Annotated in this window: 22 protein-coding genes; 15 read left to right on the forward strand and 7 right to left on the reverse strand. The window is 36.5% G+C overall.

The features are described 5' to 3' along the window. The first annotated feature begins 14 nt into the window (after positions 1–14). Positions 15–605, forward strand: a complete 591-nt coding sequence (locus TAGGR_RS08965; RefSeq protein ID WP_082673644.1) for an NUDIX hydrolase — start codon at positions 15–17, stop codon at positions 603–605. Here the strand turns inward: TAGGR_RS08965 and ndk are convergent. The 6 genes from ndk to TAGGR_RS08995 all read right to left on the reverse strand — a co-directional run bounded on the left by ndk (position 585) and on the right by TAGGR_RS08995 (position 5,456). Next, the gene (gene ndk / locus TAGGR_RS08970) at positions 585–998 is read right to left on the reverse strand and encodes a nucleoside-diphosphate kinase (protein ID WP_059177258.1); all 414 of its coding nucleotides are present in this window, start codon (positions 996–998) and stop codon (positions 585–587) included. The genes TAGGR_RS08965 and ndk overlap by 21 nt on opposite strands. Then, on the reverse strand, positions 998–1,936 hold the full coding sequence (mdh, locus tag TAGGR_RS08975) for a malate dehydrogenase (protein ID WP_059177029.1): 939 nt from the start codon (positions 1,934–1,936) through the stop codon (positions 998–1,000). The genes ndk and mdh overlap by 1 nt, the downstream gene beginning before the upstream one ends. Continuing rightward, the gene (fabD, locus tag TAGGR_RS08980; RefSeq protein WP_059177030.1) at positions 1,933–2,850 is read right to left on the reverse strand and encodes an ACP S-malonyltransferase; all 918 of its coding nucleotides are present in this window, start codon (positions 2,848–2,850) and stop codon (positions 1,933–1,935) included. Before fabD ends, mdh begins: the two co-directional genes overlap by 4 nt. Continuing rightward, a complete protein-coding gene (locus tag TAGGR_RS08985; protein ID WP_059177031.1) occupies positions 2,847–4,058 on the reverse strand; it encodes an electron transfer flavoprotein subunit alpha in 1,212 nt (403 codons plus the stop codon). The genes fabD and TAGGR_RS08985 overlap by 4 nt, the downstream gene beginning before the upstream one ends. After that, positions 4,049–4,831: an electron transfer flavoprotein subunit beta/FixA family protein gene (locus tag TAGGR_RS08990; RefSeq protein WP_059177032.1), complete on the reverse strand. Its 783-nt coding sequence runs from the start codon at positions 4,829–4,831 to the stop codon at positions 4,049–4,051. The genes TAGGR_RS08985 and TAGGR_RS08990 overlap by 10 nt, the downstream gene beginning before the upstream one ends. Positions 4,832–4,919: 88 nt before the next feature. Beyond that, positions 4,920–5,456, reverse strand: a complete 537-nt coding sequence (locus TAGGR_RS08995) for a DUF996 domain-containing protein (RefSeq protein WP_059177033.1) — start codon at positions 5,454–5,456, stop codon at positions 4,920–4,922. A 126-nt stretch (positions 5,457–5,582) separates the two neighbouring features. Here TAGGR_RS08995 and trpB point away from each other — a divergent pair, with 126 nt between their 5' ends. From trpB to TAGGR_RS09060, 13 genes are all read left to right on the forward strand, one after another. Further along, positions 5,583–6,767, forward strand: a complete 1,185-nt coding sequence (gene trpB / locus TAGGR_RS09000; RefSeq protein WP_059177034.1) for a tryptophan synthase subunit beta — start codon at positions 5,583–5,585, stop codon at positions 6,765–6,767. Further along, positions 6,764–7,540 (forward strand): tryptophan synthase subunit alpha, encoded by a 777-nt coding sequence (gene trpA, locus TAGGR_RS09005; protein ID WP_059177035.1) that lies wholly within the window; start codon positions 6,764–6,766, stop codon positions 7,538–7,540. The genes trpB and trpA overlap by 4 nt, the downstream gene beginning before the upstream one ends. Further along, positions 7,541–8,470, forward strand: a complete 930-nt coding sequence (accD, locus tag TAGGR_RS09010) for an acetyl-CoA carboxylase, carboxyltransferase subunit beta (RefSeq protein ID WP_082673645.1) — start codon at positions 7,541–7,543, stop codon at positions 8,468–8,470. Between the two features lie 12 nt (positions 8,471–8,482). Next, positions 8,483–9,790 carry a bifunctional folylpolyglutamate synthase/dihydrofolate synthase gene (locus TAGGR_RS09015; RefSeq protein ID WP_059177036.1) on the forward strand — a complete coding sequence of 436 codons (1,308 nt, stop codon included), beginning with the start codon at positions 8,483–8,485 and terminating at the stop codon, positions 9,788–9,790. Beyond that, on the forward strand, positions 9,787–11,880 hold the full coding sequence (locus TAGGR_RS09020; protein WP_059177037.1) for an LPS-assembly protein LptD: 2,094 nt from the start codon (positions 9,787–9,789) through the stop codon (positions 11,878–11,880). Before TAGGR_RS09015 ends, TAGGR_RS09020 begins: the two co-directional genes overlap by 4 nt. After that, on the forward strand, positions 11,858–12,757 hold the full coding sequence (truB, locus tag TAGGR_RS09025) for a tRNA pseudouridine(55) synthase TruB (RefSeq protein ID WP_059177038.1): 900 nt from the start codon (positions 11,858–11,860) through the stop codon (positions 12,755–12,757). The genes TAGGR_RS09020 and truB overlap by 23 nt, the downstream gene beginning before the upstream one ends. Beyond that, entirely contained in the window at positions 12,754–14,046 is a 1,293-nt protein-coding gene (gene purB / locus TAGGR_RS09030) for an adenylosuccinate lyase (protein WP_059177039.1), read from the forward strand. Before truB ends, purB begins: the two co-directional genes overlap by 4 nt. Before the next feature lie 22 nt (positions 14,047–14,068). Beyond that, complete coding sequence (gene fusA / locus TAGGR_RS09035) at positions 14,069–16,165, forward strand: elongation factor G (RefSeq protein ID WP_059177040.1); 2,097 nt, start codon at positions 14,069–14,071, stop codon at positions 16,163–16,165. 82 nt (positions 16,166–16,247) lie between these two features. Next, positions 16,248–17,624 (forward strand): argininosuccinate lyase, encoded by a 1,377-nt coding sequence (gene argH, locus TAGGR_RS09040; RefSeq protein WP_059177041.1) that lies wholly within the window; start codon positions 16,248–16,250, stop codon positions 17,622–17,624. Continuing rightward, on the forward strand, positions 17,621–18,580 hold the full coding sequence (locus TAGGR_RS09045; RefSeq protein WP_059177042.1) for a fibronectin type III domain-containing protein: 960 nt from the start codon (positions 17,621–17,623) through the stop codon (positions 18,578–18,580). Before argH ends, TAGGR_RS09045 begins: the two co-directional genes overlap by 4 nt. After that, positions 18,573–19,571, forward strand: coding sequence for a hydrogenase expression/formation protein HypE (gene hypE / locus TAGGR_RS09050; RefSeq protein ID WP_082673646.1), 999 nt, complete (start codon positions 18,573–18,575; stop codon positions 19,569–19,571). The genes TAGGR_RS09045 and hypE overlap by 8 nt, the downstream gene beginning before the upstream one ends. A gap of 20 nt (positions 19,572–19,591) precedes the next feature. Beyond that, positions 19,592–20,545 carry a peptidylprolyl isomerase gene (locus tag TAGGR_RS09055; RefSeq protein WP_161936214.1) on the forward strand — a complete coding sequence of 318 codons (954 nt, stop codon included), beginning with the start codon at positions 19,592–19,594 and terminating at the stop codon, positions 20,543–20,545. Positions 20,546–20,548: 3 nt separating this feature from the next. Beyond that, positions 20,549–21,286 carry a pseudouridine synthase gene (locus TAGGR_RS09060; RefSeq protein WP_082673647.1) on the forward strand — a complete coding sequence of 246 codons (738 nt, stop codon included), beginning with the start codon at positions 20,549–20,551 and terminating at the stop codon, positions 21,284–21,286. Here the strand turns inward: TAGGR_RS09060 and TAGGR_RS09065 are convergent. Next, positions 21,267–21,722, reverse strand: a complete 456-nt coding sequence (locus TAGGR_RS09065) for a RidA family protein (RefSeq protein ID WP_059177044.1) — start codon at positions 21,720–21,722, stop codon at positions 21,267–21,269. The two genes, TAGGR_RS09060 and TAGGR_RS09065, sit on opposite strands and share 20 nt — an antisense overlap. 17 nt (positions 21,723–21,739) lie before the next feature. On the opposite strand from TAGGR_RS09065, the gene truD reads away from it, so the two are divergent. Continuing rightward, positions 21,740–22,915, forward strand: a complete 1,176-nt coding sequence (gene truD / locus TAGGR_RS09070; RefSeq protein ID WP_059177045.1) for a tRNA pseudouridine(13) synthase TruD — start codon at positions 21,740–21,742, stop codon at positions 22,913–22,915. Positions 22,916–22,919: the final 4 nt, after the last annotated feature.

The following is a 22,919-nucleotide window of genomic DNA, read 5'->3' on the forward strand; positions in this document are numbered from 1 at the left end:
TTAAAAGGGGCGCGATGGAAGAATTTCTTGAAATTGTTGACAAAGATGGCAGAATTCTCTCAATAGCTCCAAGAAGTATTATACACGGCAATCCTTCTATGCTTCATAAAGTTATTCATGTTCTTGTTTTTAATTCAAAAAGTGAGTTACTCCTTCAAAAAAGAGCCTCTCATAAAGATGTTGCACCCGATAAATGGGATACCTCTGTTGGTGGACATATCATGCCCGGAGAAGACATTTTAACTGCAGCCAAAAGAGAGATGCTTGAAGAACTTGGCGTTGTGTCTGAAAATCTTAAATTTCTTTATACATATATTCATTCAAACGAATATGAAAGTGAACTTGTCTATACATACTGGACAGTTCATGAAGGACCTTTTAATTTCAATAAAAATGAAATTCAGGAAGTTGCGTTCTGGAGTATTGAAGAAATTCACAAATCTTTAAAATCTGACTTATTTAGTGATAATTTTAAGCACGAGTTCTTCAGATATATTTCAACCTACCCATTTATGCCTTTTAATTTTAACTATTCCATTCAGGAATTGGCAGGGTCTCCTTATTTATCCGGAGACCCGATTTTTTTAAAGAATTTCTATCGCTGAGAAAAAGTAAGGAATTTCATAGGCTGCTGATTGAGGTGAATCAGAACCATGTACTGCATTTCTTTCAATGTTTTCAGCAAAGTCTTTTCTAATTGTACCTTCCTCTGCCTGAGCAGGATTTGTTGCTCCCATAATTTTTCTTACCCTTGCTATTGCATCATCGCCTTCAATCACCATCACTACAACAGGTCCTTCAGACATGAAATCAGTAAGTGACTCATAAAAAGGTCTTTCTTTGTGAACAATGTAAAAGCCCTTTGCCTGCTCCTTTGTCATCTTGATCTTCTTAAGAGCTGCAATTCTCAATCCTTGCTTTTCAAATCTTGAAATTATCTCTCCAATAAGATTTTTTTTAACCGCATCTGGCTTAATTATTACAAGAGTTTTCTCCATCATATCTTACCCTCCTCTCTTAGAATTTGTATCATGCTTTTTACTTCTTCTGTAGAGTTTGCAAAAGCTGCTCTTTCCTCATCAGTAAGCTCAACTTCAACTATTTTTTCAACTCCCTGTTTGCCAAGCACAACAGGGACTCCGTTGAATACATCTTTTACTCCATATTCTCCATCAAGATAAACAGAACAGGGTAGAAGTCTCTTTTCATCAAGAATTATTGCTTTAATCATCTCAAAGGTTGATTGAGCGGGTGCATAATAGGCAGAGCCTGTTTTAAGGAGAGAAACAATTTCAGCACCACCTTCACGAGTTCTCTGAACAAGGGCTTCAATTTTCTCCTGTGAAAGCCATTTTGAAAGGGGTATACCTTTTACAGTTGTAAATCTTACAAGTGGAACCATGTAAAGACCATGTCCGCCAAGAACAAGAGTTTCTATATCACGGGGAGAAACTCCGAGTTCCATTGAAATGAAAGTCTTAAACCTTGATGAATCAAGAATTCCTCCCATTCCAATAACTCTCTTTCTATCAACGCCTGATAGAGCAAGTGTTAAATAAGCCATTACATCCATAGGATTTGTAACAACTATATAAATTGCCTGAGGACATTGAGGGGCAAGTTTATTTACAATGCCTCCAACAATATCTGCATTAGCCATCAACAAATCCTTTCTTCTCATGCCAGGTTTTCTTGCCAGGCCTGCAGTTATTACAACTATATCTGAGCCTGCAAGATCATCAAGGCTGTTTGTTCCTGTAATTGATGCTTCTATGCCCAATACAGCGGTGTTTTGCAAAATATCAAGAGCTTTGCCCTGTGGCATACCTTCAACAATATCATAGAGAACAACATCAGCAAGCCCGCTGTTTACAGCAAAGAGTGCAAGGGTTGCACCGACATTTCCTGCTCCGACAATACCTACTTTTTTTCTCATCCTGAAACCTCCTTTTTAACATTGTTCAAATCTTCTAAGTTTTCTATGTTGTAAATCTTTACTGAAGAATCAATCCTTCTTATAAGTCCTGAAAGAACTTTACCGGGTCCAATTTCTATAAATGTATTAACTCCCTTTGAAATCATGTATTTTACACAATCCTGCCATCTTACAGGGCTATAGAGCTGCCTTACAAAAGCATTCAAAATAGCCTCTGCTTCCTTAACCTCTACTGCATCAACATTGCTAACAATTGGTATTTTTGAGTCATTAAAATTAAAACTTCTCAAAAATTGCCCAAACTCCTGCGCCACCTCTTTCATAAGCATACAATGGGAAGGGATACTTACCTGAAGAGGAACGACCTTTTTAGCACCCTTTTGCTTTGCCAGCTCTGATGCTTTTCTAACACCCTCTGCCTCTCCAGATATTACAATCTGTCCTGGACAGTTTAAATTCGCAAGATCAACATAGAAATTTTTTATGCTCTCACAGATTTGTTTAAGAGTCTCTTCATCAAGTCCTAAAACAGCAGCCATTGCACCCTTACCCTCTGGTTGAGCACTCTGCATAAGCTGTCCTCTTTTTCTTGTAATTCTAATAGCATCACTAAAAGAGAAAACCTCTCCACAAAGTGCTGCTGTGTACTCTCCAAGTGAGTGTCCTGCCACATAAGCCGGTGAAATCCCTGAAACTGAAAATTCTCTCAGCAATGCATAGGATACAGTAAGTATTGCTGGCTGGGTATTTTCTGTTTTATTTAATTCAGTTTGAGGTCCTTCAAAGCATAACTTTGCAAGATCAAAACCCAAAATCTCACTAGCTGTTTCAAATAAATCCTTTGCACATACGGATAAATCTTTAGCCATTCCAACATATTGTGAGCCCTGTCCTGGAAAAACAAAGGCAATCATTCAGAAACTCCTTCCTTTAATTTTTTAATCATAAGAGGAACAATTACCTTAACATCTCCCACAATTCCATAGGTTGCCACATTGAATATTGGAGCATTAGGGTCCTTATTTATTGCAACAATTATATCGCTGGATTGCATTCCCACAAGATGCTGAACTGCACCTGAAATTCCGCAGGCTATATAAAGCTTTGGGCATACTGTTTTACCTGTCTGTCCTACCTGATGGGCATAAGGAATCCATCCTTCATCAACTGCTGCACGGGATGCTCCCACAGTGCCACCTAAGAGAGAGGCAAGTTCCCAGAGCATGCTGAAACCCTCAGGACCACCAATTCCTCTGCCACCTGAAACAATAACCTTTGCATCCTGAAGATTTACCTTACAGAAGGATGTTTCTTCAACTCTTTCAAGAACTTTTACCTTTCCTGTTGGCTCAAGAGGTTCAATTTTTATTATCTCACCTTTCTTATCAGGATTATATTCACCTCTCTTCATTACACGGGGTCTTACTGTGGCAATCTGTGGCCTGCTTGTTGGAGAAACAATAGTTGCCATAATATTTCCTCCAAAAGCTGGACGAATCTGAAGAAGATTTCCTGTTTCCTTATCAATTTCAAGTCCTGTGCAGTCTGCTGTTAAACCAACCCTCAATCTTGCTGCAACTCTTGGAATAAATGAACGACCTATGGCAGTGGCACCGGCAAGAAGTATTTCAGGTTTGTGCTGATTTATAAGCTTTACAAGAGTTCTGGCATATAATTCATCATCCAGGTAAGCATATTGAGAAGCATCAGCATAGTAAACTTTGTCTGCTCCCCATTTAATAAGCTCCTGAACTTCATCTGATGGTCCGAAAAGGACCGCAGAAAGTTCAGATTTAAGCTCCTCTGCAAGTTTTCTTCCTATCCCGAGTAATTCATAGGCAACAGAGGCAATTTTGCCCTGTGATTGTTCTGCAAATACCCATACTCCCTGAACCTTGAACTTTGAATCTTGCATATCTTCCATGGTTGCCTGTTTTGCTTCTTCTTTCCCTCTTTCATCAATTATTGCAGACTCGGGGCAGGATTCCACACAGGCACCACAGAGTGTACAGGCTTCTGTTATGAAAGCTTTGTATTCTTTGATTATTATTGCACCAAAGGGGCATACATTTAGACAGGTACCACAACCTGTACATTTTTCTATATCAATTCTTATAAGCATCCTAACCTCCTTAGCTCTTTAAGAAGTGTGTGAACCTGTTCATCAGGTGTGCCTTCAAGAATTCTTCTTTCTCCTCTTGGTGGAGGTGCAAATATGTTTTTAACCATTGTAGGAGAACCTTTAAGCCCGATTTTATCTTCTTCAGCTTCAATATCATCGGCATTCCATCTGGGAATTGTTGCTTTTTTAGCTGCCATTTTGCCTCTTATTGAAGGTGGACGGGGATTGTTTAATTCTTTCACTACAGTTATCAATGCTGGTAGACTAACCCATATTTTTTCATAACAGTCATCCATGAGTCTTTCAATGATCATCTCGGAAGACTCTATTTTATCAATTTTTCTCACATAGGATACATGTGGAATCTCAAGAAATTCAGCCATTTCAGGTCCTACCTGGGCAGTATCTCCATCAATTGCCTGTTTTCCACATATTATCAGATCAAACCCTATCTTTCTTGCTGCACGGGAAAGAGTATAGGCAGTTGCCCATGTATCTGCTCCTGCAAATCGCCTGTCTGTAAGCAAAATCGCATCATCAACGCCCATTGAGATGGCTTCCCTGAGAACTTCCTCTGCCTGAGGTGGTCCCATTGTAATTGCTGTAACTTTACCACCTGTAGATTCTTTAATCTGAAGGGCAGCTTCAACAGCGTGTAAATCGTAAGGATTCATAATACTTGGAACACCTTCTCTTATAAGAGTATTTGTTTTTGGATCAATTCTTACTTCTGTAACATCTGGAACCTGTTTAATGCACACAATAATCCTCATTAGCCCCTCCAAAAAATTTTTGACAGAGAGACCTCTGCCTGAGCAACTTAAATTGAAATTATACCTTACAAATTAAAAGTCTTTCAAATTAAACAGTTTTTTCATAAGTTTCGGGAAGCCCGAAAAAGGCTACGGCAAGCAATATCCATCCTACAAAAATCCCAATAGCACCAAGACCAAAAACTATAACTCCGATGGCACCCCAGAACATAAAAGTTCCTGCAAGCTTGAAAAGATTTATTCCAGTATAGTTATGGATAATGTTAAAACATTGACGGTAAAAATACATGCCAGCTATATTTAAAGCATAAACAATAAGAAATGTAAATACTAATCCAAAACCAGATGGCATACTGTGGTAAGAACCATTCTTCATCATTGGCAACATTGAAAATAATCCAAAAATAACGCCAAGAAGTATACCTGCCAAGCTAATCAGAAACCCTGTTAAAAATTTATTGAATATGTTCTTATCCGAAAATATCTGGGAAAGCTTATTCATAGCAATAAATAGCAAAACAATGCCTGCAATGCTCAACAACCAACCTATCCACGGAATAAAACCAAGAATCACAAAAATAGAACCAAGCCCTCCTAAAATTTTTACATTACCTGTCTGTTCCATTTTTAACCCCCATTAAAAATTTTTTATAGATTATACACAATTTTTTACTAAATTACATCTCAAAAAACTCCCGATGATTATTGGTTTTTTAGCCAAAGCTCTTATCTTCATGCTATAATACTTTTCATGGGTAAAAGGAAAGGATACTTTGGGGAATACGGAGGTTGCTTTGTCCCTGAAACTCTCATGCCAGCCCTTGAAGAACTTGAGAAAGCATTTTATAGAGCAAAGATTGATAAAAATTTTAATGAAGAATTTGAGTCACTACTTAAAGATTATGTTGGTCGGCCTACTCCTCTTTACTTTGCTCAGAGATTAACTGAACATCTTGGTGGAGCAAAGATTTATCTTAAAAGAGAAGACCTTGCCCATACAGGTGCACATAAAATCAACAATGCTCTTGGTCAGGCATTACTTGCTAAAAGACTTATGAAAAAACAGAGAATTATAGCTGAAACAGGAGCAGGACAGCATGGTGTAGCCACTGCAACAGGTGCTGCTTTGGTAGGACTCAGCTGTGACATATATATGGGAACTGAAGACATAAGAAGACAAAAGCTCAATGTTTTCAGAATGAATCTACTCGGTGCAAATGTCATTTCTGTTGATACAGGCTCAAAAACCTTAAAAGATGCTATAAATGAAGCATTAAGAGACTGGACAACAAATGTTCGCACAACTCACTATGTATTGGGCACTGTATTTGGTCCACATCCTTATCCACTTCTTGTAAGATATTTTCAAAGTATTATCGGTAGAGAGGCAAAAAAGCAGATAATACAAAAAGAGGGAAAACTTCCTCACTGTTTAATTGCCTGCGTTGGAGGCGGGAGTAACTCAATAGGTCTCTTCAGTGCGTTCTTAAAAGATAATGTAAAGATGATTGGTGTTGAGGCAGGAGGCAAAGGAATTCAAACAGGATTCCATGCAGCAAGATTTGCAGGTGGTGCAAAGGGAATTTTTCAGGGTTGTCTTAGCTATGTTCTTGAAGATGAGGATGGGAACATTCTTGAAACCCACTCTGTAAGTGCTGGACTTGATTATGCCTCTGTTGGACCTGAACATGCCTATCTAAGAGATACAGGCAGGGTAATCTATACTTATGCAACAGATGAGGAAGCTTTGGAAGCTTTTGAACTTTTAAGTAGACTTGAAGGTATTATTCCTGCCCTTGAGTCTGCTCATGCATTAGCTGAAGCAATAAAAATTGCACCTAAAATGTCAAAAGATTCAATCATTATCGTTAACCTCTCAGGAAGAGGAGACAAGGACGTTCAGGAAGTTGCAAGAATAAAAGGAATTTCTCTATGAAAGGTTTTGCTGTAAGAAAAAAACTTGAAGAGGTAAAAAAACAAGGTAAAAAAGCATTTATACCCTACATAATGGCAGGTGATCCATCACTTGAAGAGACTGCCAGAAGGCTAAAACTTTTAAGTGAAGCAGGAGCAGATCTCATTGAACTTGGAGTGCCTTTTACAGACCCCCTTGCTGATGGACCTACAATACAGAGAGCTGCAGAGAGAGCTCTTAAGTCTGGTACAACTTTGAGGAAAATACTTAATTTTCTTAACGAAATAAAAGAAGAAATAACAACACCCATAATTCTCATGACCTATCTAAATCCTGTTTTCTGCTATGGCATTGAAAAATTCTTTAAAGATGCAAAAGAAGCAAAGGTTGCAGGAGTTATTTTCCCTGATCTTACCGTGGAAGAATCAGAAAAATATAGAACCTTTGCAGGAAAATATTGTATTGACACCATCTTTCTTGTAGCACCAACATCAACTTCTGAGAGAGTAAAAAAAATTGTGAAAGCTTCAACAGGTTTTGTTTACTATGTATCAATAACAGGAATAACAGGTTCCCAGCTCAAACTTGACAACACTTTCATGGAACACATAGATTTTGTAAAAAGTCTCGGTAAACCTGTATGCGTTGGCTTTGGTGTAAGTAAACCAGAGGAAGCCTCTTATGTAGCTCAGTTTGCCGATGGAGTAATTGTAGGAAGCGCGATTGTAAAAGTGTTTCATGAAACCCCTGAAAAAGCCCTTAACTTTATCAAATCTTTAAGAGAGGCGATATAAATGGCATGGTTTAAAAGAAAAGAACCAAAAATAGAAAAAAAAGTAAAAATTCCTGAAGGACTATGGGTTAAATGTGAAAACTGCAAGGAAATAATATATCGCAAAGAACTTGAGAACAATCTTAAGGTTTGTCCAAAGTGTAAGTATCATTTCAGGATTTCAGCAAAAGAGAGAATCAATCTTATGACAGACAGTGGGAGTTTCGTTGAATTGGATGCTGAACTTAAAAGTATTGATCCACTTGAGTTTAATGATACGATTTCATACAAAGAAAGACTTCTTGAAAATGAAAAAAAGACAGGTCTTAAAGAAGCAGCAATATATGGAGATGCAAAGATAAATGGAAGAGATGTAGTAGTTGCTGTTCTTGATTTCTCCTTTATGGGTGGAAGCATGGGAACAGTTGTTGGAGAAAAAGTAACAAGAGCTGCGGAAAGAGCATTGGAGCGCAGAGTTCCCCTAATTATTGTATCTGCATCTGGTGGTGCAAGAATGCAGGAAGGAATGTTTTCCCTTATGCAAATGGCGAAAACTTCTCAGGCAATTGGAAGGCTAAAGGAAGCAGGAATTCTATATATTTCTGTACTGGCAGATCCAACCTTTGGAGGAGTGACAGCCTCTTTTGCGATGCTTGGTGATATAATTATTGCAGAACCTCGTAGTCTTATAGGTTTTGCAGGTCCAAGGGTAATTCAAGAGACAATAAAACAACAACTTCCAGAAGGATTTCAGAGAGCAGAATTTTTACTGGAACACGGAATGATTGATATAGTTGTAGAGAGGAAAGAACTAAAAAATACTATTTACAGGCTAATCGAAATTATTATGCCAGAATCTGGTTCTGATAACTCCGAAACAAGTGATTCTTTGTCTCGAAATGGCAAAGAAAAAAGTTCCAAACCTCTAATCATCTCTCAATCTTCAGGATAGGTTCCTGAAAAGATGAAAAAACCAGAGTATAGAGAGTTAATAAATGAACTATATAGCAGAAGAACCAAAGGTATTAAATTGGGACTTGAAAGAGTCTTTTCAGTTTTGGAAAAACTTGACAACCCCCATAAAAGCTTTAAATCAATTCATATAGCTGGCACAAATGGAAAAGGCTCGGTTTCAAAGATAATTTATAATCTGTTAAGAAATCATGGAGTAAATACAGGAGTTTTTACATCTCCTCATCTCACACGATTTACAGAGCGAATAGTTGTTAATGATTGCGAAATCTCTGAAGATGAAGTGATAGAATTAGTTAAAACAATAAAACCATTTGCAGATGAACTTACTTTTTTTGAATATGTTACTGTGATGGCTTTTGTTTTTTTTAGACAAAAAGGAGTTGACTATGCAGTCATTGAAACAGGAATGGGTGGAAGACTTGATTCTACGAATGTAGTAACACCTGTTGTTTCAGTAATTACAAGTATTGGGCTTGATCATCAGGAATTTCTTGGAAATGACATAAAATCCATTGCCAAAGAAAAGGCTGGAATTATAAAAAAGGGAGTTCCTGTTGTTTTATCAAAACAGGAAAAAGATGCTGAAGAGGTGATTTATGAAAAAGCCAGGGAGCTTGACTGTCCAGTTTTCACATATGGTAGAGATTTTTTTGCTCAACTTAAGGCAATGGATTTAAATGGAATTACTTTTATTTTTAACTCTTCAGAGTTCGGTTCTCAGTCTTCAGAATTTTTTTTACCCCTTACAGGATTTCATCAACTTGAAAATGTAGCGGTGGCATTGAAAGCTTTTTTAACCGCTTACTCTGACTGGAAATTTAATTTAATAAAAGAAGGTCTTAAAAATGTCAAAATTCCAGGCAGACTTGAAGTTGTATCGAACCATCCTCTTGTAATTTTTGATATTGCCCATAATTCACATGCTGCAAAAAATCTTGTAAAATCACTAAAAACTCTAACAGACAAAAAACCTGTGGTTGTTTTTGGAATGATGCGAGATAAAGATATAGAGAGCTTTGTTAAATATTTTGAAAATTACGCTCATAAATTGATTTTTACAGTACCCCACTATGAAAGGGCATTAACAGTGAAGGAATTAGATATGAGAATTCCTCAAAATAGTTCGGGCATGATTAAAATAGATGAACCATTAGAGGCTTTCAAAGAAGGGCTCTCTTTTTGCGAAAAAAATGACAACCTATATCTTCTTTGTACAGGTTCAGCCTATCTTATTGGTGAACTAAAGGAGTATCTTGGAGATAAAACTTTGCATAGAAGTCTTGGAGAATTAATATGAGACATAAAACTATGACAACTGTCTTGTTAATTGCTCTAATTGTTATTTTAAAAGCATCTATTTCATCAGCTGTAGAGATAGTTTCCGAAACTTTAGAACGATTTGAAAAAGAAAAAAAACTTATTGCAATCGGTGATGTTTATATGAGTGATGGGACATTTGATCTTAAGGCTCAGAAAGTGATTTATTATGAAGATACGGCTGATATAGAGGCATTTGGAGATCTTTATTATGACGATGATGAGATTACTGTCTGGGCTGAAGAAGGAAAGTTTAATAGAGATAAAAAAACAGGGTTTTTAAAAAATGCTCTTCTTCATATAAAAAAGCAGGATATGTGGATAAAAGCATCTGAGATTGAAAGATTAAATGAGATTAAATATAAAGCTAAAAAGGCAACTTTCTCCACCTGTGAGCCAGAGCCAGACAGTGCTCAACCGTGGTGTTTTACAGGTGAGTTTGTTGATCTTGTGGTTGATGATACATTAACATCCAAAATTACCACATTTAAAGTAAAAGATGTGCCTATTCTTTTTTCGCCTGTATTTTGGGGACCAGGAGGCACCACAAAAAAATCAGGATTTTTACCCTTTAAATTTGGAAACTCAAACACTCGCGGAATTCGTTTAAGTCCTGCCTATTATCTTGTAATAGATAGCAATAAAGATGCTACATTTTATATTGATTATTTTTCAAAGGTTGGCCTTGGCAAAGGAATTGAGTACAGATATATGGATTTTGATACAAAAGGAATGTGGTATGGATATCAGATTAAGGACAGAAAACTTAATAAAAATTATATGGAGTTAAGGGGAATTCATCTTCAGAAATTTAAGGGAATTGACCTTCTTGCAGATATAAACTATGTCAATAAAAATGACTTTTACAGAGAGTATGGAGATGTTCGTTCAGCTTCGAGCACCTACCTTTTTAAAGAATACAGTAAGGACCTTTCAGCAAGATATGATAGATTTTTACAGTCTTCTGTAGAAGTTTCTCTACCGGGAGTTCAGTCAAGATTTTATTTACTCGGACAGGGATGGAAAGATTTAAAAGAAGGAGGTACAAGCCCACCGGTAAAAGCAGAGCTTGGATATGTTGTTTATCCGTACAGACTTGGACAATTCAATGTAAACTTTAATACCAATGTGGCTGAGTTTTATAAAGAAGACGGACTGAAAGGGCAGATATTTGAAATAAATCCTCAAATAAGTTATAGCACAGGAGACAGCATTAAGCTATCACAAACTCTGGAATTAAAGGAAATATTTTACAATCTTGAAAAAACCGCTCCCTATGAAGATGTCTCTCATAGAGAAATGCTTCAATACAATGCAAAAGCCTTTATGAGATTTTATAAAAGAACAGCAAACTTCTCTCATCTAATTGAACCATTTATGGAAGGAGTTTTAATTGGAGTAAGCGGTAAACCTCCTATTTTAACAAGTTCTGAAATAATTGATGACACAGCATTAATTAGAGCGGGAATTTACAATAAATTGAATTTCAGAAGTTTTACAACAGAAGCAAGAATTGCAGAAGTATATGACTTCAGGGCAAAAAATGAATGGGATAAACTATATCCTGTTTTGCTGGAGGCGAGGATATCATTCTGGAAAATTAACTTGGGATTTGATACATATCAAAATATATCAAAAAAAAGGATGGAAAGATTTAATAGCTACATAGGCTTTTCTCCAGATGAGACAACATCTCTGTCATTAAGTCAGAGATATACAAAATATGGCGCACTTTCTCCTGCCTATATCTGGTCTCCAACATTGAGAGATCAGTACAATTCACAGGAAACAGAGGATGGCATAAAAACATATGCCATAACAGTAGCGAAAAAACTATCGGAAAGATGGTCTTTTACAGCAAATTTAAATTACGATGCTAAAGGTGCTGGATTGAGAGACAGTTCATTAAATCTGAGATATGCTGAGAAATGCTGGGCAGCTAATGTTTCGATCACAAGAAGACCTGTGGAAATCGAGGGAAGGCAAACCTCTGAATTTAGCTTTCTTGTAATTTTTGAACTAAAAGGATTGGGACCAATAAGAGTTTATGAACGCAGTAGTAGTTCTTAATAAAACAAAAGGAATTACAAGCCAGGATGCTGTTACAACTGTAAAAAGGATTTTGAAGGTTAAAAAAGCCGGACATGCTGGCACACTTGACCCCATGGCAACAGGCATTCTGATTGTGTGTCTGAATGAAGCAACAAAAATTGCACCAATGCTTATGGAACTTGAAAAAGAATATGTTTTCAAAGCAAGATTTGGAATAGCAACAGATACCCATGATGCTGAGGGAAGAGTCATAAGAGAAGTTGATAGTTTTGAACTTAATAGAACTAAGTTAGAGGAAATACTAAAAAAATATACAGGTGAGATCATACAAACTCCACCAATGTATTCGGCAGTCAAATTAGAGGGACAACCTCTCTATAAGCTTGCAAGAAAGGGAATTGAAGTTGAAAGAAAACCAAAAAAAGTTTTTATTCATCTGTTTAACATTGAAGAGTTTAACCCACCTTTTGTTACATTTAGAGTAGTATGCAGTAAAGGAACATATGTAAGAGCATTATGTCATGACATTGGTGAAGAACTGGGTATGGGTGCCCATATAGTAGAACTTGAAAGGACAAGGGTGGGAAAATTCACAGTGGAAAATTCAATTGATTCTGAAAGATTAAAAAAATTATATGAGAAAGGATTAGAAAATAAGCTCTCAGTTTCAGGCATCTTAAACATTGACAGTGCTTTATACTTTATCCCGTCTGTAACAATAAATGATACACTGATTAGAAGATTTATTAACGGTAACTCTATTAAGATACCCTCAGGAATTGTTCCTGCAGGATGGGTGAAAGTAAAAGACAAAACAGGCAGAATACTTGGAATAGGTTTTGGTAATGGTGTGATCATAAAACCAGAAAGAATTATATGGGAGGAGGTATCATGATAGAAAGATATACAAGAAAAGAGATGGGTGATATATGGAGCATGGAAAACAAATTCAGAAAGTGGCTTGAGGTGGAGATTGCTGTCTGTGAAGCGTGGGCAGAGCTCGGAAAAATCCCACAGGACGCATTAAAGGAAATAAAAGAAAAAGCAGACTTTGACCTGAAAAGAATTGATGAAATTGAAGCCACTGTTAAGCACGATGTAATAGCCTTTTTAACTGCTGTGGCTGAGAAGGTTGGACCTGTATCCCGTTATATTCACATGGGGCTTACATCTTCTGATGTGGTTGATACAGCTCTGGCTTTACAGATGAGAGAAGCTGCTAACCTAATTATGGAAGATTTGAAGAAAATAAAGGAATTATTCAGACAAAAGGCTTTTCAGTACAAAGATACAATATGTATGGGTCGCAGTCATGGAGTACATGCTGAGCCAACTTCATTCGGATTGAGATTTGCCCTCTGGTATGAAGAGGCAGGAAGGAACATTGAAAGGCTTGCATCTGCAATTGAAAGAATCTCTGTTGGAAAAATCTCAGGTGCTGTTGGAACATTTTCAAATATACCACCTGAGATTGAAGAGATTGCTCTCAAAAAACTTGGACTTAAGCCTGAACCTGTGGCAACTCAGGTTGTACAACGTGACAGACATGCTGAATTCTTAAGTGTTCTTGCATTGATTGCTGCAATGGTTGAAAAAGTTGCAGTTGAGATAAGGCATCTTCAAAGAACAGAAGTTCTTGAAGCTGAAGAACCTTTTACAGAGGGACAGAAAGGTTCATCTGCCATGCCCCATAAAAGAAATCCTGTAGGATGCGAAAACCTGAGCGGACTTGCAAGACTTGTACGCAGCAATGCCTTTGCATCCTTTGAAAACATCGCCCTCTGGCATGACAGAGACATATCCCATTCATCAGTAGAAAGAGTAATAATTCCTGACAACTGCATTTTAGTTGATTATATGCTTAACAGGCTTTATGGGATAATAAAGGATTTAAGAGTTTATCCTGAAAGAATGCTTAAAAACATTGAACTTAGCTATGGACTTTATAATTCTCAAAGAGTGCTTCTTGCCCTCGTTGAAAAGGGACTTACCCGAGAGGAAGCATATAAAATAGTTCAATCAAATGCAATGCAGAGCTGGAAAGAGGGAAAGCCTTTTATGGAACTTTTGCTTAAAGATGAAACTGTCAGGAAATATTTGAATGAAGATGAAATAAAGAGTATTTTTGATTTAAACTATTACACAAGAAACATAGACCACATTTACAGAAGAGTTTTTGAATAAAACTTAAAGAGGAGGGGCTCTTATGAGTAGAGACATCACCAAGATTAGAAACATTGCAATTGTCGCTCATGCAGGTGCAGGCAACACAAAGCTTGCAGAGCAAATACTTTTTAAAACAGGGCAAATTGACAGAGTAACTACAGGAGAGACCACAGGCAAAGTAATTGATTATGAACCTGAAGAACTTGCCAGAAACATGACTCTCAGTTGCAAAGTAGCTTACTGCGATTATAAGGATTACAGAATTAACATTATAGATACACCGGGCTTTGTTAACTTTCTTGAAGATACAAAGAATGCTTTAAGAGTTGTTGATGGAGCAGTGGTAATTGTAAGTGCCATCTCTGGTGTTAAGGCTGAAACAGAAAGAATCTGGAAATACTGCGATGACTATGACCTTCCAAGAGTTGTCTTTGTAAACAAGCTTGACAAAGAAAATGCCTCTTTTGATAGAGCTGTTGCTGAGATTGAAAAAGTTTTCGGACAGGAAGCCATTCCTCTTACTTTGCCCATAGGAGAAGGTCCGGGACTTGAGGGAATTGTGGATTTAATTTCTCTAAAAGCATATATTCAGGATGGAAAATCAGTAAAAGAAGTTGAAATTCCCTCTGATTTAATGGGTAAAGTTGAAGAATACAGAAAAAAATTCGTCGAAAAGATTGCAGAGCTTGATGATAGCCTTCTTGAAAAATATCTGGAAGGAGGAGAGCTTACTGAAGAAGAGTTAAGAAAGGGGTTACATGATGCTTCTTTAGCAAGAAGATTCATACCTGTGCTCGCAGGTTCAGCACTCCTGGGAGTTGGTGTGGAAGCTCTGCTTGATAGCATTATTTTAACCCTGCCAGATCCAAAGGAAAGAGCAAATATTTATCCAATCAAGGGAATTAATCCTAAAGATGGAACTGAAGTTACAAGAAAACCCTCTGAAGAGGAGCCACTTGCTGCCTATGTTTTTAAAACATCAGTAGACCCATTTGCAGGGAAAATATCATATATAAGAGTTTTTTCAGGTGTTCTCAAAGCTGATTCCACTGTGCTCAATCCAAACACAGGGACAAAAGAAAGAATTGGACAGATTTATTATGTGCTTGGTAAAAACCACACACCCTGCCAGAAAGCAGGACCTGGAGAGATTGTGGCAACAGTAAAACTTAAGGATACCATTACAGGACATACACTGTGTGACGAAAATAATCCTATACAACTTCCAGAGGTAAGATTCTCTGAGCCAATCATTTCCTATGCAATAGCACCAAAAACAAGGGGAGACGAAGAAAAGGTTAGTGCAGGACTTCATAAACTACTTGAGGAAGACCCTACTCTTAAATTCTCAAGGGATGAAGAGTCAAAAGATATGATTTTAAGTGGAATGGGTCAGGTTCACATAGAGGTTGCCCTTGAAAAACTAAAGAGAAAATTCGGAGTTGAAGTAAATCTCATGGCACCAAAAGTTCCATACAGAGAGACTATAAAGGGAACTGCGAAAGCTCAAGGTAAGTATAAAAAGCAATCAGGTGGAAGAGGTCAGTATGGTGACTGCTGGATACAGATTGAGCCACTTCCAAGAGGTGGTGGATATGAATTTGTTGACAAAATAGTTGGTGGAGTAATACCTCAACAGTATCGTCCTGCTGTTGAAAAAGGAATTATTGAGACGATGAAAGAAGGAATTTTAGCATACTATCCCATAATTGACATAAAGGTAACACTCTATGATGGCTCCTATCATCCGGTAGATTCCTCTGAAATGGCATTCAAAATTGCTGGAGCTCTTGCTTTAAAGAAAGCTTTCATGGAGGCAAAACCAGTGCTACTTGAGCCAATTATGAAAGCTGAGATAATTGTTCCTGAGGAAACTCTTGGAACAATCATTGGAGACCTCAACTCCAGAAGAGGAAAAGTTCAGGGTGTGGAGCCTCAGGCAGGAGGAAATCAGAAAATTATTGCCCTTGTGCCAATGGCAGAGATGCTTACATATGCCAACCAGCTACACAGCATGACATCAGGAAGGGGAATTTATTCTATGGAGTTTTCCCATTATGAGGAGGTTCCATCTCATATAGCACAGAAAATAATTGAACAAAGACAGAAAGAGCGTCAGGCAAAGGCAGAGGAGTAAAGATAGAGATGTATTTCGCTTTCATAAAATTTGCTCAATACATTCTCTATCAACGGTATTTAAGTAAAAAAAGGAAAAAACTATGAAAAAACCTTGGGGTGGAAGGTTTAGGGAAGGTACAGCTAAGACACTGGAGAAATTTTCCCAATCTGTATCTTTTGATAGCAGACTCTGGAAGGAAGATATAGAAGGTAGCAGAGCACATGCCAGAATGCTACATAAACAGGGTATTATCAATGAAAAAGAACTCAAGCAGATTTTAAAAGGGCTTTCTGAGATAGAGAAGGAAATTAACGAAGGCAAGTTCCAATTCAAAGAAGAGCTTGAAGATGTTCACATGAACATTGAAAGAGCTCTGATTGAAAAGATCGGCTCTGCTGGTGCGAAACTTCATACTGCCCGTTCAAGGAATGATCAGGTTGCCACTGACCTGAGATTTTATCTTAGAGCAAAGGTCCAGGAACTTATAGAACAGATAACAGAGCTTGAAAAAAACTTCCTCACCCTTGCTGAAAAAAATATTGATACAATAATGCCGGGATACACCCATTTACAGAAGGCTCAACCTGTGCTTCTTTCTCACCATCTTTTAGCCTACGCATGGATGTTTGAAAGAGACAGACAAAGACTCATTGAGACATTGAAAAGAATAAATCAGTGCCCTCTTGGTGCCTGTGCCATAGCAGGAACATCACTTCCAATTGATAGAGAATTCACAGCAAAAGAACTTGGCTTTGATGGAGTAATACCAAACAGTATGGATGCTGTCTCAGATAGAGATTTTGTACTTGATGTTTTATACTGTGGTGCGGTGATAATGATGCATCTAAGCAGATTGGCTGAAGAGATAGTACTATGGGCAACAGATGAGTTCAAGTTCATAGAACTGCCTGACAGATTTTCAACTGGCTCAAGCATGATGCCTCAGAAGAAAAATCCAGACCCCGCAGAACTTATAAGGGGTAAAACAGGAAGAGTTTATGGAAACTTGATTTCTTTGCTTACAACAATGAAAGGACTTCCTCTTACATACAATAGAGACATGCAGGAAGACAAAGAACCTGTGTTCGATACAGTTGATACAGTAAGCATGAGCCTTAAGATAATCAACGAGATGCTTCCTGAAATCAAGTTCAACAACGAAGTAATGAGAGAAGCTTCCCAGAAGGGTTACACAACTGCCACAGACTTTGCAGAGTATCTTGTAAAAAAAGGGATTCCATTCAGAAATGCTCATGAAATTACAGGTAAAATTGTTCTTTACTGTATTGAAAAAGGGAAAAGTCTTGCAGACTTAAGTATAAAGGAGTTTAAGAAATTTTCCGATAAAATTGACAGAGATGTCTACGAGATATTGACACCAGAAGGCTCAATTGATGCAAAAATCTCCTATGGAAGCACTTCAAAAAAGAGTGTAAAGGAACAAATAAAATTGCTAAGGAAGAAATTGAAGGAATGAAATATATCAGAACATTGGTAAAATCTTTTATGCCAGCATATGTCTTAATTTGTCTTCTTATCTTACTATCTCTCACAGCCTGCGGAAGAAAGTTGGATCCTACACTTGAAGACTATCTTCAGCCAGAGCCTGTTAATGAATTAAATCTAACAGCTTATTATGATAAAATCGTAATCTCATGGAGTTATCCTGAAAAAAATAGAGCCAAACTTAGCAGTTTCCTCATTGAAAGAGAAAATTCAGGACAGATTAAATCCCTGCATCTAAATCCTGAATTAAACTCTTTTGAAGACAGAGATTTTATATTTGGTCAAACATACCGATACAGAATATTTGCAATTAATAAAAAAGGAATTTACAGTAAGCCAATTGAAAACAGTATAACTCCCAAAAAACTCCCTGAAGTAAGTGAAATTCAGTATAAAATTACACAGGATGGTGTATTGCTTTCATGGAAGTCAGAAAATTCAGTAATGTATAACATCTATAAAATCGATGGACAAAAACAAAAAATTGGAACAACTGACAAGAAGTCACTTTTAGTCGAAGAAAATTTCAAAAATCAAGCTATTCAAGAATCCTTAACCTACCTTATTACTCCATACATCGCTGAGTCCAATATTTACATTGAAGGTGAAGGAAGTGAAATAAAAGTGCCTGTAGCAGAGTTTATTCCATCAAAACCTGAAGAAGTTTTCTGGACAGTTAATGAAAATGGTGTTTACATCTCATGGAGAGAAGTACCTGAAAAATGGATTAAAGGTTATAAGGTTTATCGCAAAACAGCCAGTGATTCAGATTTTATCCTGATCGGAGATACAATGATTCCATTGTTTTTTGATGTAGAGTATAATATTAATAACTTGAAATCACCTGTTTTTTATAGAATTTTATCAGCAGGTCCTTTAAAGGAAAGCGAACCTTTTGAAATAAAAGTGGAGGTGCAGAGTGGATAGAATTCTTCTTGGACATGGAAGTGGTGGAAAACTAATGCATGAACTTATAAAAAATTACATTGCACCTGTCTTTGAAATTCCTTCACTGATGGATTCAGCAGTAGTCTCCATTAATCATTCAAACAAATTAGCCATAACCACTGATTCCTACACTGTCTCTCCCATATTCTTTCCAGGTGGTAACATTGGAGAATTAGCAATAAATGGTACTGTGAATGATCTTGCCGTTGTCGGTGCCATACCTCTTTATTTAACAGTAGGTTTTATTCTTGAGGAAGGGTTTCCAATATCTGACTTTGAAAAAATTTTGAAAAGTATTGCTGAATCAGCAAAAAAAGCAGAGGTAAAAATAGTTGCAGGAGATACAAAGGTTGTTGATAAAGGAAAGGGAGATGGAATTTTTATAAATACTTCAGGAGTTGGAGTTTTACCTGAAGGAGTTGAACTTTCGCCTCTTAAGATAGAAGTTGGTGATAAGGTTATAATAAGCGGATCTGTTGGCAATCATGGTATTGCTGTGATGAGTGAAAGAAATGGTTTTGTCTTTGAGCCTCCAGTTTTAAGTGACACAAGAGCTTTAAATGGTTTAATTTCAGAAATACTGAAAGAGTTTGCTCCCTATGTGAAAGTAATGCGTGATCCAACACGAGGTGGGGTGGCAACAACTCTAAAAGAGCTTGCCCTTGACTCGGGTAAAGATATTCTAATCTATGAAAATGCAATTCCTATTCATGATACAGTACGGGGAGCATGTGAACTACTGGGACTTGATCCTCTTTATGTTGCAAATGAAGGTATTTTTATTGCCATTGTAAAATCAGAAGTAGCAGAAGAGATGCTGCAACTTATGAAAAAACATCCCTTTGGCTTAGAATCTGCCATAATAGGTGAAGTAACGGGACCAGGAGGCAAAGTATTACTTAAAACATATATTGGAGGCACAAGAATAGTTGATATGCTTCCAGGAGAGCAGTTACCGAGAATATGTTGAAATTTAAGGAGGGATTAAAATTGTTCAAAAATTTTTTATTGTTTATTTTGTCAATAATTTTTTTTACTGTGTCAGCAGAGGCAGAGGAAAATAAATTTTTTGTTGACAAAGTTGTAGCTGTAGTTAACAGAGAAGTGATTACATGGAGCGAACTCTACAAATTTATGGAGTTCAATGCAAAGGATGAAATTAAAGCTCTAAATCCTGATGAAAAATTTAAGTACTTCAAAGCCCATGAGGAAGAATTCCTTGAAAAACTAATTGATACAAAACTTCAGATTGAAGAAGCAGAAAAATATGGAATTTTTGTCTCTGATAGTGAGATAGAGGGAGCAATAAATGAAATAAAGAGAAAATACAACCTCACTGACGAAGGTTTCATGGAAACTCTTAAAAAAGAGGGTATGAGTCTTAGTGATTACAAAAAAATGCTCAAAGAACAGATAATAATCGGGAGAGCATTGAACTCACTTGTAAGAAGCAAAATTGTTGTTACCGATTCAGAAATCAATGGATACATCTCAGCTCATCCTGAGTTAGTTTGCGATGATGAAGGATACTATGTTAGTCAGATATTTATCAAAAAAAGAGAAAGTTCTGAGGAGTTAAAAGACAAAATAAATGAAGTGTATAAAAGACTTATTCAGGGTGAGTCTTTTAGCAAAGTTGCCTCTCAACTTAGTGAGGATATATCAGCTAAGTCTGGAGGAGCAATTGGGCTTTTGAAAAAGGGTGAAATTGCTAAAGAACTATCTAATCTTTTTTCAAAGATGAATGTAGGACAAATAAGTGAACCAATGATGACAGACAGGGGAGTGTTTATATTTAAACTTGACGGAGTTTGTTTCAGAAAAGACTCAACAGAACTTATAAACTATGTTAAAGGCCTTTTAGAAGAGGAAAGATTCAAAAAAGAATATAAGCTCTGGACGAGAGGACTTCGTCAGAGAGCTTATATTGAAATTATGGATTAGACTATGATGAAGAGACTACAAAAAATTCTTGCCGAATTTGGGATTGCTTCCCGCAGAAAAGCAGAGGAATTAATTAAAGAAGGAAGGGTTACTGTAAATGGTCAAGTTGCTCAGCTTGGACAGAAAGCTGATCCTGAAAAAGACTATATCAAAGTTGATGGAAAACTTCTAATTAAACCAGAACCCAAAGTTTATTATGCCTTTCATAAACCAAGAAAGGTTATAACTTCACTTATAGATCCTCAAGGAAGACCTACGATAAAAGATTTTCTTAAAGGAATAAAATTTCGGGTTTATCCTGTTGGTAGACTTGATTATGACTCTGAAGGACTGTTACTTCTTACTAATGATGGGGAATTTGCTTACAAAATAATGCATCCGAGTGCCAAGATAGAGAAAACCTACTTGGTAAAAGTTGATGGAATAATAGAGCCTGAAACAATTGAAAAACTCAGAAAAGGTATAAAAATTGATGGTAAACTTGCTGTTCCTGTAAGTGTTCACTTTGTTAGAAAACTTAAAGCTAATTCATGGATAAAAATAACTCTTCATGAAGGTAGAAAGCGTCAGATTCGTAAGATGTTACAAAGAGTTGGTCATCCTGTAATTAGACTCATAAGAATTTCTATTGATGGAGTCAAACTTGAAGGTCTTAAACCTGGCCAGTACCGAGTTTTGACAAAAGAAGAATTAGAGGAATTAAAAGAAAAAGCAGGATTAATCAAAAAATCTCGAAAATAAAATCCATTTCAACCGAAGCATCAAGAGGAAGGCTACAGACACCTACTGCCACCCGACAGTGTTTTCCTCTTTCACCGAATATCTTTACTAAAAGTTCAGAGGCAGGATTAAGAACAATATGCTGCTCTGTAAAATTTTCTGATGAGGCTACATATCCTGTAATCTTTATACATTTCTTTACTCTTTCAAGACTTCCCAAATAATCTTTTACAATTGCCAGAGCATTTATAACAACTTGCAGTGCTTCATCTGATGCCTCTGCAACTGAAATATCTTTACCAACTTTCCCCTTTCTTATAAGCTTTCCATCCCTGAAAGGAAGAATTCCACTTAAGAATAAAAGATTTTCTGAAAGTTGAGCAACTGTATAGGCACCAACAGGTTTTATTGGCTGAGGAAGTACTATTCCACAATCTTTCAACTTTTCCTCAATCATAGTGGTATAATTTTAACATGTCCTACAAAGTTAAGACAAAACCTGAAGATTTTATAGTTAAAGAGATAAGTTCAATACCTTTGAGACAGAAGGGTCAATACAATGTTTTTCTTCTAAAAAAAACAGGATGGAATACTGTTGATTTACTAAAAAAAATTGCCCATAAATTGAAAATTCCATTTAACAACATCTCCTATGGAGGAAAAAAAGACAGACATGGCATTACAGAACAGTTCATAACAATAAAAAACTTTTATCGAAAAATTAATCTGAAGGAGGATCACTTTGAACTTATCCATCTGGGTTTTTCAGTTCAACCAATGACGCCTCAATTAATTGAGGGTAATGCATTTAAAATAACCGTAAGAGCTCTCTCGGAAAAAATGATTGATTTAATCAAAAAGACTATAGAAAAAATTAAAATCCATGGATTCGTAAACTACTTTGATGACCAGCGTTTTGGAAGCTTTGATCCAAAACAAGGATTTATTGCTGAAAAAATACTTAAAGGTCATTACAATGGAGCGCTTAAAATATATCTTACTCACATATATCCTGAGGATAAAAAATTAGCAAAGGAGAGAAAAAGAAAGATCTTTGAAAACTGGGGTAACTGGAGTATCTGCCTCAGTTTAGCGAAGACAAAGTTTGAAAAGTTTACATTCAGCTATCTTATAGAAAATCCTAAAGATTATCTATTACCTTTACAGAAAATTACCAAAGAAGAAATGTCAATGTTTTTTTCAGCCTATCAAAGTTTCATATGGAATGAAACTGTAAAAAGACTTATTAAAAATCTGCTTCCCGATAAAAATTTACTCTATCATAAAGGGATTACAGGAGACTATATCTTTTTTGATGAAATTGATAAACAAAATTTTGCATATCTTAAGACTCTGCAAATTCCTTTAGCCTCATCAAAAGCAAAAATCTCAGATGCTACCGTTGAGAGAATATATAATGAAATTCTCAATGAAAGACAAATAAGACCTGCCCAGTTTAATCTTAAAAAGATAAGACAGGCATTCTTTAAATCAACTCAAAGGGCAGTCATTGTTATTCCAAAAATAAACTATAAAATTGAAGATGATGAAATTTATCAGGGGAAAAAGAAACTTCTTCTTGAATTTGTTCTTCCAAGAGGCTCATACGCAACAATGGTTATTAAGAGAATCTTTGCAAAAAATAAGTAGGAGG

Source organism: Thermodesulfovibrio aggregans (assembly GCF_001514535.1).
Lineage (GTDB): Bacteria > Nitrospirota > Thermodesulfovibrionia > Thermodesulfovibrionales > Thermodesulfovibrionaceae > Thermodesulfovibrio > Thermodesulfovibrio aggregans.

Bases quoted from the DNA above. Each gene is read 5' to 3' on its own strand.
- purB (WP_059177039.1), top strand. From the start codon at position 12,754: ATGATAGAAAGATATACAAGAAAAGAGATGGGTGATATATGGAGCATG.
- TAGGR_RS09060 (WP_082673647.1), top strand. From the start codon at position 20,549: ATGATGAAGAGACTACAAAAAATTCTTGCCGAATTTGGGATTGCTTCC.
- TAGGR_RS09020 (WP_059177037.1), top strand. From the start codon at position 9,787: ATGAGACATAAAACTATGACAACTGTCTTGTTAATTGCTCTAATTGTT.
- TAGGR_RS08985 (WP_059177031.1), bottom strand. From the start codon at position 4,058: ATGCTTATAAGAATTGATATAGAAAAATGTACAGGTTGTGGTACCTGT.
- ndk (WP_059177258.1), bottom strand. From the start codon at position 998: ATGGAGAAAACTCTTGTAATAATTAAGCCAGATGCGGTTAAAAAAAAT.
- argH (WP_059177041.1), top strand. From the start codon at position 16,248: ATGAAAAAACCTTGGGGTGGAAGGTTTAGGGAAGGTACAGCTAAGACA.
- TAGGR_RS08990 (WP_059177032.1), bottom strand. From the start codon at position 4,831: ATGAGGATTATTGTGTGCATTAAACAGGTTCCAGATGTTACAGAAGTA.
- mdh (WP_059177029.1), bottom strand. From the start codon at position 1,936: ATGAGAAAAAAAGTAGGTATTGTCGGAGCAGGAAATGTCGGTGCAACC.
- TAGGR_RS08965 (WP_082673644.1), top strand. From the start codon at position 15: ATGGAAGAATTTCTTGAAATTGTTGACAAAGATGGCAGAATTCTCTCA.
- accD (WP_082673645.1), top strand. From the start codon at position 7,541: ATGGCATGGTTTAAAAGAAAAGAACCAAAAATAGAAAAAAAAGTAAAA.
- fabD (WP_059177030.1), bottom strand. From the start codon at position 2,850: ATGATTGCCTTTGTTTTTCCAGGACAGGGCTCACAATATGTTGGAATG.
- TAGGR_RS08995 (WP_059177033.1), bottom strand. From the start codon at position 5,456: ATGGAACAGACAGGTAATGTAAAAATTTTAGGAGGGCTTGGTTCTATT.
- TAGGR_RS09015 (WP_059177036.1), top strand. From the start codon at position 8,483: ATGAAAAAACCAGAGTATAGAGAGTTAATAAATGAACTATATAGCAGA.
- truD (WP_059177045.1), top strand. From the start codon at position 21,740: ATGTCCTACAAAGTTAAGACAAAACCTGAAGATTTTATAGTTAAAGAG.
- TAGGR_RS09065 (WP_059177044.1), bottom strand. From the start codon at position 21,722: ATGATTGAGGAAAAGTTGAAAGATTGTGGAATAGTACTTCCTCAGCCA.
- TAGGR_RS09045 (WP_059177042.1), top strand. From the start codon at position 17,621: ATGAAATATATCAGAACATTGGTAAAATCTTTTATGCCAGCATATGTC.
- truB (WP_059177038.1), top strand. From the start codon at position 11,858: ATGAACGCAGTAGTAGTTCTTAATAAAACAAAAGGAATTACAAGCCAG.
- fusA (WP_059177040.1), top strand. From the start codon at position 14,069: ATGAGTAGAGACATCACCAAGATTAGAAACATTGCAATTGTCGCTCAT.
- trpA (WP_059177035.1), top strand. From the start codon at position 6,764: ATGAAAGGTTTTGCTGTAAGAAAAAAACTTGAAGAGGTAAAAAAACAA.
- trpB (WP_059177034.1), top strand. From the start codon at position 5,583: ATGGGTAAAAGGAAAGGATACTTTGGGGAATACGGAGGTTGCTTTGTC.